Raw genomic sequence first — 14144 nt, 5'->3', positions numbered from 1 at the left:
GGACGCACAATGGCGTTCATGACACTGACAACAAAACCCACGACCCTCATCCACGCCCAATCGTTCAACGACGCTGCCGCTGCGCTGGCCCACGCCACCACCATCTACAACAGCGGCATCGCCCACCTGCGCGACAGCCTGCAGCGCTTCGTGGCCGGCGAAGCCCTCACCGGCCACGTCCGCGCGTGCTACCCCTACCTGCGGGTGCACACCGACACCGTGGCGCGCGCCGACTCGCGGCTGGCCTACGGCTTCGTTGCCGGCCCCGGCACCTACGAAACCACGCTGACGCGGCCTGACCTCTTTGCCGAGTACTACTTCGAGCAGTTCACGCTGCTGCTGAAGAACCACGGCGTCACGCTCGAAGTGGGCTTGAGCGCCCAACCGATCCCGGTGCACTTCTCGCTGGCAGAGAACGACCACCTCGAAGGCAGCATGACGCCGGCGCGCCGCCTGCTGCTGCGCGACCAGTTCGACCTGCCCGACCTCTCGGCCATGGACGACGGCATCGCCAACGGAACGTACGAGCCGTCCATCGGCCCCGACGGCCTGGCGCGCCACCCGCTGTCGCTGTTCACCGCGCCGCGCGTCGATTACTCGCTGCACCGCCTGCGCCACTACACCGGCACCGCGCCCGAGCACTTCCAGAACTTCGTGCTGTTCACGAACTACCAGTTCTACATCGACGAGTTCATCCAGCTCGGCCACGAGCTGATGGCCGACCCGAACAGCGGCTACGCCGCCTTCGTGCAGCCCGGCAACGTGATGATGCGGCGCACCGACCTGCAGCCGCAGCCCGGTGACGACCAGGGCGTGACGCCGCCTCGCCTGCCGCAGATGCCGGCCTACCACCTGGTGCGCGAAGACCGCACCGGCATCACCATGGTCAACATCGGCGTCGGCCCGGCCAACGCCAAGACCATCACCGACCACATCGCCGTGCTGCGCCCGCACGCGTGGATCATGCTTGGCCACTGCGCCGGCCTGCGCAACACCCAGGCCCTCGGCGACTACGTGCTGGCCCATGGCTACGTGCGCGAAGACCACGTGCTCGACGAAGACCTGCCACTGTGGGTGCCGATCCCGCCGCTGGCGGAGATCCAGGTCGCGCTCGAATCGGCGGTGGCCGAAGTGACCCAGCTGCAAGGCTACGAGCTGAAGCGCGTGATGCGCACCGGCACCGTCGCAAGCACCGACAACCGCAACTGGGAGCTGCTGCCCTTCCACCACCAGCACAGCACGCCGGAGCGCCGCTTCAGCCAGAGCCGCGCGATCGCGCTCGACATGGAAAGCGCGACCATCGCAGCCAACGGCTTCCGCTTCCGCGTGCCTTACGGCACGCTGCTGTGCGTGAGCGACAAGCCGCTGCACGGCGAGATCAAGCTGCCCGGCATGGCCAACCACTTCTACCGCGAGCGCGTCGACCAGCACCTGCGCATCGGCATCCGTGCGATGGAGCTGCTGCGCGAGCAGGGTGTCGATCAACTGCACAGCCGCAAGCTGCGCAGCTTCGCCGAGGTGGCGTTCCAGTAGGCGCGAGCGCTAGTGTTTTACTGGCGGCAGGTAGCCGTCGGTCAGCGTGCGAAGGAACGCCACCACGTCGGCAATCTCGCGTTCCGACAAGGCTGGTTTGCCTTCGACCGGTGGCGTGAACGGCACCTCGTCGTTGACGTTCTCGCGGTAGCGTTGCGGCAGGTCGTCGAACTTCAGAACGTGGCCAGCCGCATCGCGCGAGTAGTACCTCTCGGGATGCAGATCGCGCTGGACGTAGAAGCGCACGGCTTCGTCAAGCCGATGCAATGCGCCGTTGTGAAAGATCGTGCGGCGCGTCGCCACGTTGCGCAAGGACGGTGTCTTGAACAGGCCGCAGTACTCGGGCCGGTCGGCCAGATCGGTACGCAGCGGGCCGCACAGGCCGAGGTCTGCATAGCGCGGGTCGGCATTCGCCGGGATGGCGCGATTGCGCGGCACGCCGATCGCGATGAAGCCGTGGTCGGTGAACTGAGGAAACGCTCCGCGCTTCACAGCACTCGGGTGGCACGACGCACAGTTGCCCTTGGCCACATCGTTGAACAGCTCAAGTCCGTGCTGCTCGCTTCGGCTCAGCGCCGCCTGGTGCCGCAGGTACGCGTCGTACTTGCTGGTGTAAGGGTAGAAGTCGCGCGGGCTTTGCTGGAAGACCTCGAGCGCCAGGCGCAGGCCGTTCCAGGCGAGCTCTGTGTTGTCGAGCACATGCTCGCCGAACGCATCCCGAAAACGCGCGGCGCCAGGTGATTGGCGCAGGCGGTTGACCACGGCTGCCGGGTCGGCGTTGGCCATCTCGAAGGGCGACAGCAGCGGCAGGCTGGCCTGTTCATGCGCCGATGAGACCCGGCCGTCCCACGCTCGGCCACCGGTCGGTCCCTGGTCGACGCTGTCGTCGCCATCGTTGTCGCTGAAGTGCTCGCTGAACGGCGGCGTGTCTTGCTGGTACATCAGCGACGGCACCGCGCGCCGGCCTGCAAGCTTCATGTCAGCGCCGCCCATCTGCACCGCCCGTGCATTCGGCGGGCCGAAGGCATGCTGCGGATCGTGGCATGACGAACAGGCCTGGCGGCCCGAGGCAGAGAGCGACACGTCGTAAAACAACGCACGCCCCAGCTCGGTCAGCGTGGCCGCGTTCGGCTGCTTCTCGAAGTGCGTGGCGTAGAACGGTGTGGCCGCCGCCGGTTGTGGCGCGACGGCCTGCACACCCGCCACCATCACGACAGCACAAGCCACACCCAACACACAAGACACAAGACGACTCAAGACCAGACTCCTCAGCGAATGAAGCGTTCTACGACGCATTCATTTCGTGTTCATGACAAGACACGGCGGTGTCACACAGGCCCGCGAAGCTCGGCCATCACTCCATCTTCGGCTCGGACATCCGCCCATGAAACACCCGCTCAGATTCGCCGCCCCGTTCGCCGTTCTCACACTCGCCATCGTCGCCGCCTGCGGCAGCGGTGACGACAACCCCGCGCCCGCATCGCCCGACACCACCGCCGCGCTGCAGTCCAAGGTCAAGAACATTGTCGTCATCTACGCCGAGAACCGCTCGTTCGACAACCTCTACGGCAACTTCCCAGGTGCCAACGGCCTGAGCAGCGTGGTCGACGCTAACGGCGCACCCACCGCCGCCTACGTGGCTCAGAAAGACCGCGACGGCAGCACCGTACTGGCCACGTTGCCGCAAACCTGGGGCGGCGTCACCGCGCCGGGTTCGGCGACCGTCATCACGCAGGCGCAAAGCGCCGGTCTCGCCAATGCGCCGTTCTCCGTGGAAACCGCATTCCAGGCTTCTGCCAACGTGAGGCTCACGCCGTCGACCGTCACGCGCGACCTGTACCACCGCTTCTACGAAAACCAGATGGAGATCAACGGCGGCAAGAACGACATGTACGCCGCCTGGGCCGATGCCGGCGGCCTGACCATGGGCCACTTCGACTACAGCAGCTCGGCGCTCTACAAGCTGGCGCAGCAATACGTGCTGGCCGACAACTTTTTCCAGGGAGCGTTCGGCGGGTCCTTCCTCAACCACCAGTACCTGATCTGCGCCTGCGCGCCCGAGTACCCGAACGCCGACACCGCCGCCGCCAAGCCCACGATCGCCACGGTCGATACCGACGCCAACGGCAAGTTCCTCCCGCGCCTCACGCTCGCCGGCACCAGCCCGGCCTCGGCACTCGACGGCCCGCCCGTTTTCGTGAAGAGCGGCAACATCACGCCGGCCAACTACTTCGGCGATGGCAAGTTCTACGCCATCAACACCATGCAGGCGCCGTATCAGCCGAGCGGCAATGCGCCGGTCGACGTGAACGGCAACGACGCACTCTTTGCAGACACCAGCAAGGCCACCACGTTGCCGCCGCAAACGCAGACGAACATCGGCGACCTTCTCACCGCGAAAAGCGTGACGTGGAAGTGGTACGGCGGTGCCTGGAGCGCTGCACTCGCCGACGGCATGCAGGCGCCCGCAGCCAAGCGCAGCGTGATCTACGCGGGCGACGCCAACGGCGTGTCCAACACCGTCAACGTCGACTTCCAGCCACACCACCAGCCCTTCAACTACTACGCCGCGTTCGACCCGGTCACCCACGCCAGCGAGCGCGCTGCGCACCTGAAGGACTACAACGACCTGGTGGCCGACGCCGCCGCGGGCACACTGCCGGCCGTGTCGTTCTACAAGCCCGAAGGCGTGTTCAATCAGCACGAGGGTTATGCCAACCTGGCCGACGGCGACGCCAAGATCGCCGACTTGGTCGCCAAGCTGCAGGCCAGCCCGCAGTGGAACAACATGGTCATCGTGATCACCTACGACGAATTCGGCGGCGTCTGGGACCACGTGGCACCGCCCAAGGGCGACCTGATCGGCCCGGGCACGCGCATCCCGGCCATCGTCGTCTCGCCAATGGCCAAGAAGGGCACGGTGGACCACACGGCCTACGACACCGCCTCCATCCTGCGGCTCATCACTCGCCGTTTCGGACTCGATACCTTGCCCGGCTTGACGACGCGCGACGCGGCCCTCAAGGCTTCCGGCGGTCAGGCGATGGGTGACCTGACGAACGCGCTGAATCTCAACTGATGCAGCGGGCTGCGTGGCGGCAGCTGCGCAGCTTCGCGCCGTGGTGTTCCAGCAGCAAGGCTCCAGCCTCCCCGAAATGGCCGAGGCTTCTAACCGCACACCCGTGCAGCGTGACATACGCCTCGCAAGGCAGCCCGCCGTGAATTGACGGCGGCGTTTTCCGGAGGTCAGCGCTGCCGATCTCGCTAGACTCGGCCGGCTATGCCTGTGCGCTTCTGCCTTTTTCCGTGAATCCGATTCCGGCTCGGTCGACGACCGGTTCGCGGAGTGCTGCAGCGCGCATCGTCGCCCGCCTGGTGTGGAGCGTCGTGCTGCTGAATGTGGTGGCCCTGGCCATCGCCGCGCTGAGCCTGTCGCAAAGCCGCGACCGGCGTGAAGAGCGTGCGACCACCACCTCGAAGAACCTGGCGGTCGTCCTCGAACGCGAGATCGCGTCCCTCGTCGACAAGGTCGATCTGGTGCTGCTGATGGTGACCGATGAAGTGGCACGTACCCAGGCCACGCAGTCCGCCGATCTGGCCCCGCTCGGTGGGTTCATGAAGCAGCAGAGCAAGCGTGTCCCCGAACTGCACGGCCTGCGCATCGCCGATGCCAACGGCGAGGTGACGCATGGATTCGGCCTGCCCGCAGGCATGCGGACCAACCTGGCCAACCGCCCCTATTTCCTTCAACTGGCTGGCGACCCGCGGGCCGGGCTGGTCATTTCGAAGCCGGTGGTCAGCCGCGTCAGCGGCGAGTGGGAGATCGTGCTCGCACGCCGGCTCGACCGCCCGGACGGCAGCTTCGGCGGCGTGGTCTACGCGACCATCACGCTGCGGCACTTCATCGAGATGTTCTCCACCATCGACACCGGCCCGGGCGGCGTGGTGGCCTTGCGCGATGCGCAGCTCGGCGTCATCGCGCGGCAACCGGTGATCGCCTCCATCGGCGGCGACGTGGGCAACACCACCGTGTCGCCCAAGCTGCGCGCACCGGTGATGGCAGGCGAAGCCGTCGGCACCTACACCGGCGCGGGCGGAGACGGCGTCGAGCGGACCGTCTCCTTCCGCCGCATATCGCACTGCCCGATGTACATCGTGGTCGGCCTCGGCACCGACGACTACCTGGCCGAATGGCGCGCCGAGGTCACCAAGGCCATCGTGTTCGGCTGCGCGTTTCTGCTGATGACCGTGCTGTTCGCCGTGATGCTGTACCGCTCGTGGCGTCGCCGCGAGGCCGACGTCGACGCACTGCGGGTGCAGGAGCGCAAGTTCCGCACCCTGCTCGAGTCGTCGCCCGACGCGCTGGTGATCTCCGACGCCAACGCGATCATCACCGTCGTGAACCGTCAGGCCGTGCAGCTGTTCGGTTACGCACCGGACGAGCTGATCGGCCAGCCGTTCGATGTGCTGCTGCCGGAGCGCTACCGCGGTCTCGACCTGGCCTTGCCGAAGGCGAACGGCACAACCACCGACCCGGGCAAGGACCGCGACCTGTGGGCGCTCACCCGAGCCGGCCGCGAGTTCCCGATCAGCATCAGCGTGAGCCCGATCGACACCGAGCAGGGCGGCATGGTGGCCGCTGCCATTCGCGACATGACCGAGCGCCGCGCGAACGAAGAACGCATCGAGTTCCTGGCCCACCACGATGCGCTGACGGGGCTGCCCAACCGGTTGGTGGTTCAGTCCCGCTTCGAGCAGGCCACCGCGCAGGCGGCGCGCACGGGCGCGAAGGTCGCCGTGCTGCTCCTCGATCTCGACAACTTCAAGACCATCAACGATTCACTCGGCCACCTGACCGGTGACTCGCTGCTGAAGGCCGTCGCCGAGCGGCTGCGCGAATGCGCACGCGAGACCGACACCATCAGCCGCCAGGGCGGCGACGAGTTCCTCGCCGTCTTCGCGCAGCTGGCCGATACCGAGGCAGTCGGCTCCGCCATCGAACGGCTGGTGCAGTGCTTCCAGGCGCCTTGCATGGCCGACGGCCACGAGATCCCGGTCTCGTTCTCGCTCGGCATCGCGCTCTACCCCGACGATGGCAAAGACTTCGGCACGCTGCTGCAGAAGGCCGACGTCGCGATGTACCAGGCCAAGGCCGCGGGGCGCAACACCTACCGCTTCTTCGACGAAGCCATGAACGTCGCGTCTGCCGAGAACCTGCAGATGCGCAATGGCCTGCGCCTGGCTCTCGCCCGCGACGAGTTCGTCATGCACTACCAGCCCCAGATCGAGCTCGCCACCGGGCGGGTGGTTGGCGCAGAGGCGCTGCTCCGCTGGCGCCACCCCGAACTCGGCCTAGTACCGCCCGGGCGCTTCATTCCCGTCGCCGAAGAAAGCGGGCTCATCGTGCCCATCGGCGACTGGGTGCTGCATGAGGTGTGCCGCCAGGCCGTGGCCTGGCGCGATGCAGGCCTGCCGCTCGACTCCATCGCGGTGAACCTGTCGGCGGTGCAGTTCGGGCGCGGCAACGTGGAGTCGGTGGTCCGCAGCGCACTCAGCGCCTCGGGGCTGGACCCGTCGTGCCTCGAACTCGAGCTGACCGAGTCGATCCTGATCCAGAACGTCGAGAGCGTGTTGACCACCGTCAAGCGGCTGAAGCTGCTCGGCGTGAGGCTGTCGATCGACGACTTCGGCACCGGCTACTCGAGCCTCTCGTACCTCAAGCGCTTTGCGTTCGACAAGCTCAAGATCGACCAGTCGTTCATTCGCGACCTGGCCACCGATGCGGAGAACGCCGCCATCGTGCGCGCCATCCTGCAGATGGCCCACGGCTTGGGCCTGAAGACGATCGCCGAAGGCGTGGAAGGCCAGCCTGCGCTGGAGAGCCTGTTGGCCCTGCGCTGCGACGAGGCACAGGGATACCTCTTTGCGCGGCCGATGCCGGCGGAGCAGCTGGCCGAGTACCTCGCCATCGCAGCGCGCCGCTCACCGAGCGGCGCGTGGTCGACTGTCCATGGCGAACTGGTGGCCGACGTCGCCCTCGAGAACGAGCTGCGCTGAACGGAGCAGGCCGGGCACGCCGAGCGGCGTGGAACCACCCGGCGCGCAGTTCATCAGGCGTTGCGGATGTGACGGCTGGCGTGGTCCAGCATCTCCTGCAGCTGGCGATGCTCCTGGCGCGTCACGATTCCATCGGCCTTGGCCTTCGCTTCGTAGCGACGGATGGCGGCCTGTTCACGCTGCAGGCTGCGGAATTCATGGCGGCTCAACCGGCCATCACGCAGCGCGGCATCGATGCGGGCTTCCTGCCGGGCTTGGCGGGCGTCGACGCTGTGCGCGTCGTAGGCGGCTGGCCGCGCCATGGCGCCCACCGAAGCGGCAGCGAGCAAGGCACCGAGAGCAAGGGTCTTGAGGTTCAGCATGATGGATGTTCCTTTCGTGGTTGAACGGGCATCGAGTTGCATTCCCGTGCCTCTTCAACGGAGTGCCAGCCGCCCTAGCTGACGAGGGCGCGGGTAAAGAAACGTGGCCTCAGCCATTGCGTTTGTTCACAACGCAGACGACGCGGGCCTCGACCAGGCGCTTCTCAGCGGCCAGCCCGTCCATCACAACCCGGTCGATGCGGTTATGCGTTTGACGCGCCATGTCTCGGCCTGCACGATGGCGCATCGTTCACCTGTGGAGGCACGTCATGAAAAACTCAGCCACCGCTGCCAAAGGCAGCACCTTCCTCCAGCTGCACCAGGCCGAGCGCGGCTTCGTGATGCCCAACGCCTGGGACGCGGGCAGTGCCGTCATCCTCGCCCACGAAGGGTTCGCGGCCATCGGCACCACCAGCGCGGGCATCGCGTTCTCGCTCGGCAAGCCGGATTACCACGTCGGCGATGCGCGGGTAGCCGTCACCCGCGACGAGATGCTCGACGCGATCCGCCGCATTGCGGCCGCCGTGCCGCTGCCCGTGAATGCCGACCTCGAATCGGGCTATGGCGACACACCCGAGCAGGTGGCCGACACCGTGCGCCTGGCCATCGCGGCCGGTGCGGCCGGCTGCAACATCGAAGACGTGGACCGCGCCACCGGCGGCCTCTACGACGAAGCCGCGGCCGTCGCCCGCATCGCCGCGGCACGCGCGGCCATCGCGTCCTCGGGCCGGCCCTTCGTGCTGACTGCACGGACCGATGTATTCCAGCAGGGCGGCGCCGACGGCGTGCCGCTCGCCATCCGGCGCGGAAACCTGTTCCTTGAAGCCGGGGCCGACTGCATCTTCGCGCCCGGCGTGACCGACGTGGCCCGCGCCAGCACCCTGGTGCGCGAGATCGCCGGCCCGCTCAACCTCGTGCTCGGCTTGAACGAGGCCTCGTCCAATGCGCGCGCCCTGATCGACGCGGGCGTCCAGCGCATCAGCGTCGGCGGCTCCATCGCGCGCTCGGTGCTCGGCTTCGTACGACGCAGTGCACGCGAACTGCGCGAAAGCGGCACGGTGTCGTATGCGGCAGAGCAGATTCCCCAGGGAGAGCTGAACGCGCTGTACGAACGCACATGGCTCAGCCAGAACCCGTGACGCAAGACCCTAGGGCCTGTTCACACTAAATGAGCACCCGCGTGACTCAGGAAACGGGCGCCATCGAGGCGCAAAGCGCAGCTGTAGCACTTGCTACAGCGAGCATTTGCAACGATGAGGGCGCCCGTTTCCTGAGATCACCCGGAGGGCCGGGCCATTGCGAGGCGCACGGCGGCGTTGTGGGCTCGTTGTGTGCCAGAGGCACACGGCCTCGCCCACGCCTTGCCCTGCACCTCGCAATGGCCCGGCGCGGATGCTCATTTAGTGTGAACAGACCCTAGACTGCCAGCATGAAAAAAGACGTCGCCCTCGCCCATGCCTGCCGATTGATCAACCACGGACCCACGGTGCTGGTGGGCAGTGAACACGCCGGGCGCCGCAACGTCATGGCGGCGGCCTGGTCGATGCCGGTCGAGTTCGTGCCACCGCGCGTGGCGGTGGTGGTCGACAAGAGCACCTACACCCGCGAGCTGCTGATGGCCAGCGGCGGCTTCACGATCAGCGTGCCCTGCCGCGCCGTACTCGACATGACCTACACCGTCGGCAGCAGCTCGGGCCGCGATCTCGCGCAAGCGGGCGGGCCCGACAAGTTCGAGCGCTACGGCATCGAATCTTTCGACAGCCCGCTGCTCGGCCTGCCGTTCGTCGAGGGTTGCATCGCCTGGCTCGAATGCAGACTCATCAACGAGCCGCACACCGAAGAGGCCTATGACACCTGCTTCGGAGAAGTGGTGTCGGCCCAGGCCGATTCGCGCGTGTTCGACGGCGGCCACTGGTCCTTCCGTGCCGACAACGCCGAGCTGCACACGTTGCACCACCTGGGCGGCGGCCACTTCGCTTGGCCGGGCCAGAGCGTGCAGGCAACGCTGCTGCCGACGCGCTGAAGAAAGCCGCTAGACCCGGCCGCCTTCGATCAATCGAAGCGCCACCTGCACGTTGTTGCGACCCGCGTTCTTGGCCTGGTAGAGCATCACATCCGCCTGCTTGACGAGCGCCTCGACGGTGGTGGCGTCTCCCTGATAGAACGCCAGACCGATGCTCGTGGTGACCTCGATCGTCTGCTGGTCGATCATGAACGGCGCTCTCATGGCCTGGATGATCTTGGCAGCCACGGAGGACGCCACCTCGGGGCTGGGCAGGCCTTCCATGACCGCCGTGAACTCGTCGCCGCCGAGACGGGCCACGGTATCGCTGGAACGCAGCGTTTGCGACAAGCGGCTCGCGAAAGCGCGCAGCAGCACGTCTCCGACGTTGTGTCCGAACCGGTCGTTGATCTGCTTGAACCGGTCGATATCGAGGTACATCAGCGCCATCAGCGCACCCGTGCTGCGGCTGCGCTCCATCGCACCCGCGACATGCAGCTCGAACCCGGCGCGATTGATGATGCCTGTGAGCGGGTCCAAGCGCGCGAGTTCGATCAGCCGCCGCTCTTCGAGCTTCTGGCGCGTGATGTCGCTGACCACGGCGTGGAAGCCGAGGACCGTGCGGCCATCGACAGCCAGCTGCGGGATGTAATGCGCCTCGTAGCAGACATAGCTGCCGCCGCTGACCATTTCGCTCTCGAACCGGACGGACTCTCCGCGCAACGCGCTGCGAATGTGCGGCTCGACGGACTTATAGGCGGCCTCGCCCAGCAACGCACGCACGGTCTGGCCGTAGATTTCATGACGCGGCCGGCCGAAGCCGCGCTCATATGCCAGGTTGTTGAAGCGGTAACGCTCCTCGGCGTCGATGTAGGCCACGCGCATCGGCAACGCATCGGCCACCGTGGTCAGCCGGGCCTCGCTCTCCTCGAGTGCTCGTTGCGCTTGGCGGGACGAGGTGACGTCGGCAACGAGTGTGTACAGGCCAACGACCTTGCCTTCTTCGTCGCGATCGGGAACGGCCGTGACCTGCACGTGGCGAAGGCCCTCGGGGCGCACCATCTCGCGGTCGTAGGCGACCTCCTGCCCTCCATCCAGGGCCGCCCGCAGCTTGGGCTCGATCTCCTCCCAGGCCTGCGCGCCGTAGAACTCCTGCATGCTCATCCCGATCTGCGGTGCGGCCTGATCACCGAACCACTGCCGATACGTGCGGTTGACGAAGCGGAAGCGCATGTCGCGGTCGAGGTAAGAAATCAGCGCCGGCAGGCTGTCGGTCACCATGCGCAGGCGATGCTCGCTCTCGCGCACCGCTTGTTCTGCAGCCTTGGCGGCCGAGATGTCGCGCATGAGTCCCGAGAAGTATTCGACCTTGCCCTCTTTGTCGCGATGGCAGATGACGATGTGGCTGACCGGGAACTCGCGCCGGTCCGCGTCCCACACCAGCGACTCGCCCACCCACACGCCGTTGGCCACCGCGGTGGGCCACACCTCCGAAATGAAGCGCTCAAGGGTTTGCGGCGGGTTGAAATCAGCCAGCGTGAGGTGCTCGATCGAGGCGTCGAGCGCCACCCCGGTGCGGCGGCGTGCGGCCGGGTTCATGTAGGTGAGCCGGCCCTTCGGGTCAAGCTGCACGACATAGTCGGTCGTTGCTTCGAAGATGGCGCTCAGCGTGCGAAGCGCCCGCTCGGCCAGCATGCGTTCGGTGATGTCCTGGATCGCACCGACCAGGCGCACGGGCTTGCCGTCCTGCATCTCGGCCTGGCCCTGGGCGCGCACCCAGATGTGACGACCCTTGGCCGTCACCAGAGGCAGCTCCAGGGTCCAGGGCTCGCCCGTCTCGATGCCTTTCTGAACGGCCGCATCGATGATTGCCCGACTCTCGGGGGCATAGAACGTGATTGAGGTTTCCATGGTCGGCACGAAATCCGGCGCGACCTCGTAGATGCGACGCGTCTCTTCAGTCCATGTGACTGCGCGCGTGGGAAGGTCGAATTCCCATCCGCCCACGCCGGCCACGCGACCCATGCGAACAAGCAATGCCTGGCTGGTGTGCAGCGCGACCTCGGCCTGCTTTCGCTCGGTCACGTCGCGGCCGACCGAATGGATCATCGGCTGCCCGGCGGCGTCGCGCTGCAGGCTGTTGGCCCAGGAGACCCAGCGCTCGGCGCCGCTGGCAGACACCATGCGGTTTTCGCTCATGGCCGTCGTGCCGGACAGGACTTCCGTAAAGGTCCGGTGAACAAGCGGGCGATTCGCGGCCTCGATGTGATCGAACAGGTTGGTACCCACCATGTCGGCAGGCGTCAGTCCGAAGTGCAACGCATAGGCCGGGTTGACGTAGGTCAGTTCGCCGGTGGGCTTAGCGAGTGAGACAAGTTCAGCCTGATCCTCGAGGATGGCTTTCACCAGCTGTTCGCTTTCAACCAATTGCTTGAGCACCGGCCTCACCTGGCTGTGCTGGGCATAAATGGCCAACGCGACGATGCCGACGAGCGCCATGGCCAGGAGGTTCAGGCGCGAGCGCAGGGGTGCGTAGAGCGTGTCGACATCCGTCTTAACCGCCAGGCCGAGACCGAAGTCCTTGATGGGGGTGAAGGCCGAGACGACGTTGACGCCGCGCCCGTCCTTGAAGAACTGCACGCCGCGCTCGCCGAGCAAGGCCTTCGTGATGGGGATGCCGGGGCGGCCTGCCGCGTCGAACATGGGCGTCTCGAAGCCCGAGGGGCGAAGGCGGTTCGGCGCGCAGATGGCCTTGTCGTTCGCGCGGCCGCAGATGGCAACGTCGGACGTTTCGTTGGAGGCCCGGATGTCGGCCAGCAGGCGATCGAAAAGCGGCATGCGCTGTTCGGTGAGCACCCGCCCGATCCCGCGCCCATCGACGAGCACTTCGGTTTCGGTGAGGAGCATGTAGCCGTCCTTCCAGGCCAGGAAGGTCCGCTGACTTGCATTGGCCAGGCGCTGGATGACCTGCGCCGTCGCCGGCGTCATGAAACCGGCCTGCGCCACGAGCTCGCCGTTCGCGGCGTAGATCTCCACACCGGTCAGGTCGGCCGTCAGGAAACTGTCGGCAACCTTCTGGAGAAAGTCCCTGGCCGCCGCGTCGTCGGGTGCTTTGCTCAGCTTGTCCAGCGCCTGGCGCGCGGCCGGCCGGCTCGCCACGGTTCTCGGGAACCACAGACTCACCTCGATGGTGTGCGCCAGCGAGGTGGCGTTCGTCGTCGCGGTGAGCAGCATGTTTTGCGAAACCGACTGCTTGAACGTGTCGCTCATCACCGCGAAGCCGGCAACGCCGCCCGCCAGCGCGACGAGGGTGATAACGGCGATGGAGCGCCGCTTGATGCGCTGCTCGGTCTTGTGCGGCGCCTTGGCGTCAAACGGCTGTGACGTCTCGTGAAGCGTCCACAGGCCAGCGCCGACAACCGAGAGGCCGAACGCGGTTGCCGGCAGCATGCGGTTGAAAGTCGCCATCTGGTACATCGTTTCCAGGCCGACGACATAGCCGATCAACGCGCCCAGCCCGACGATGGAGATGGCCAGCACCACCGTCAGAAAGACGAGGTCGCGCCGACGGCTTGCGCGTCGCCCGTGCAGCCAGAAGGCCACGCCGGTGAGCAGAAACGCCAAGCTCGCGTTCGGGGACGGTCGCCCGGGGTAGGGGTTGGATGCAGAGGGAGCGGTGCCGGCACGGACGAAATCGATCCCCAAGGCGATGCCGGTCACGCTTTCGAACAGGTAGGCCAGCGGCAGCGCGATCAGCGCGGCGATGCAGGCCGCAGAGAGCCGAGCCAACCAAGGCGGCGGCGGCGATGCCCGCGAGGCGTTGAAGAAGCAGAGACCCGCCGCGACGAAGAGCAGCGGGTAGACGATGCCAATGAACTCGGAACCTGGGATGAGACGCGCGATGGCGTCCACCTGAAACACCCAGCGCACAGCCAGGGTTGCACCGAGCAGCCCGATCAGGAGACCGGCAACCCGCGGAGCTGAAAGAGCGGACTTCTGCACGACGTTCTGCATGAAGATTTCTGAGGGGGCATGCCTCCGCTTGAACACGCGGCGCACACCCCTCGGGACCGGTTGGCAACACCGAAGCAACTGCGACGTTGAAGAGTACGCTCTCTTGGGCCGTTACGAACGCCCGAAGTGAGCCCAAGCGCACTGCCATTTCGACCGCAGCGCTGAACCTCAGCGCA

At 66.6% G+C, this 14144-nt stretch carries 8 protein-coding genes; 5 read left to right on the top strand and 3 right to left on the bottom strand.

Annotation, left to right across the window (positions count from 1 at the left end):
• Positions 1-18: 18 nt before the first annotated feature.
• A complete protein-coding gene (locus tag AC1DYS_RS19155; RefSeq protein ID WP_477902035.1) occupies positions 19-1533 on the top strand; it encodes an AMP nucleosidase in 1515 nt (504 codons plus the stop codon).
• A 9-nt stretch (positions 1534-1542) separates the two neighbouring features.
• On the opposite strand, the gene AC1DYS_RS19150 is transcribed toward AC1DYS_RS19155, so the two are convergent.
• Entirely contained in the window at positions 1543-2829 is a 1287-nt protein-coding gene (locus AC1DYS_RS19150; protein ID WP_477902033.1) for a cytochrome-c peroxidase, read from the bottom strand.
• An 88-nt stretch (positions 2830-2917) separates the two neighbouring features.
• Here AC1DYS_RS19150 and acpA point away from each other — a divergent pair, with 88 nt between their 5' ends.
• Complete coding sequence (acpA, locus tag AC1DYS_RS19145) at positions 2918-4612, top strand: acid phosphatase (protein WP_477902031.1); 1695 nt, start codon at positions 2918-2920, stop codon at positions 4610-4612.
• Positions 4613-4839: 227 nt separating this feature from the next.
• Entirely contained in the window at positions 4840-7590 is a 2751-nt protein-coding gene (locus AC1DYS_RS19140) for a bifunctional diguanylate cyclase/phosphodiesterase (RefSeq protein ID WP_477902029.1), read from the top strand.
• Positions 7591-7643: 53 nt separating this feature from the next.
• Here the strand turns inward: AC1DYS_RS19140 and AC1DYS_RS19135 are convergent, their stop codons facing one another.
• Positions 7644-7952: a hypothetical protein gene (locus AC1DYS_RS19135; RefSeq protein WP_477902027.1), complete on the bottom strand. Its 309-nt coding sequence runs from the start codon at positions 7950-7952 to the stop codon at positions 7644-7646.
• A gap of 269 nt (positions 7953-8221) precedes the next feature.
• Here AC1DYS_RS19135 and AC1DYS_RS19130 point away from each other — a divergent pair, with 269 nt between their 5' ends.
• Both AC1DYS_RS19130 and AC1DYS_RS19125 read left to right on the top strand, forming a co-directional pair.
• Complete coding sequence (locus AC1DYS_RS19130; protein WP_477902025.1) at positions 8222-9091, top strand: isocitrate lyase/PEP mutase family protein; 870 nt, start codon at positions 8222-8224, stop codon at positions 9089-9091.
• A 290-nt stretch (positions 9092-9381) separates the two neighbouring features.
• Positions 9382-9975, top strand: coding sequence for a flavin reductase family protein (locus AC1DYS_RS19125; protein WP_477902023.1), 594 nt, complete (start codon positions 9382-9384; stop codon positions 9973-9975).
• 9 nt (positions 9976-9984) lie between these two features.
• On the opposite strand, the gene AC1DYS_RS19120 is transcribed toward AC1DYS_RS19125, so the two are convergent.
• On the bottom strand, positions 9985-13968 hold the full coding sequence (locus tag AC1DYS_RS19120) for a sensor domain-containing protein (RefSeq protein WP_477902021.1): 3984 nt from the start codon (positions 13966-13968) through the stop codon (positions 9985-9987).
• Between the last annotated feature and the right edge of the window lie 176 nt (positions 13969-14144).

The organism is Rhizobacter sp. P2_G4 (assembly GCF_056403575.1).
The sequence above is the reverse complement of the archived record's forward strand: the minus strand, read 5'-3'. Positions and strand labels throughout refer to the sequence as shown.

Bases quoted from the DNA above. Each gene is read 5' to 3' on its own strand.
- AC1DYS_RS19130 (WP_477902025.1), top strand. From the start codon at position 8,222: ATGAAAAACTCAGCCACCGCTGCCAAAGGCAGCACCTTCCTCCAGCTG.
- AC1DYS_RS19155 (WP_477902035.1), top strand. From the start codon at position 19: ATGACACTGACAACAAAACCCACGACCCTCATCCACGCCCAATCGTTC.
- AC1DYS_RS19135 (WP_477902027.1), bottom strand. From the start codon at position 7,952: ATGCTGAACCTCAAGACCCTTGCTCTCGGTGCCTTGCTCGCTGCCGCT.
- AC1DYS_RS19120 (WP_477902021.1), bottom strand. From the start codon at position 13,968: ATGCAGAACGTCGTGCAGAAGTCCGCTCTTTCAGCTCCGCGGGTTGCC.
- AC1DYS_RS19150 (WP_477902033.1), bottom strand. From the start codon at position 2,829: ATGCGTCGTAGAACGCTTCATTCGCTGAGGAGTCTGGTCTTGAGTCGT.
- acpA (WP_477902031.1), top strand. From the start codon at position 2,918: ATGAAACACCCGCTCAGATTCGCCGCCCCGTTCGCCGTTCTCACACTC.
- AC1DYS_RS19125 (WP_477902023.1), top strand. From the start codon at position 9,382: ATGAAAAAAGACGTCGCCCTCGCCCATGCCTGCCGATTGATCAACCAC.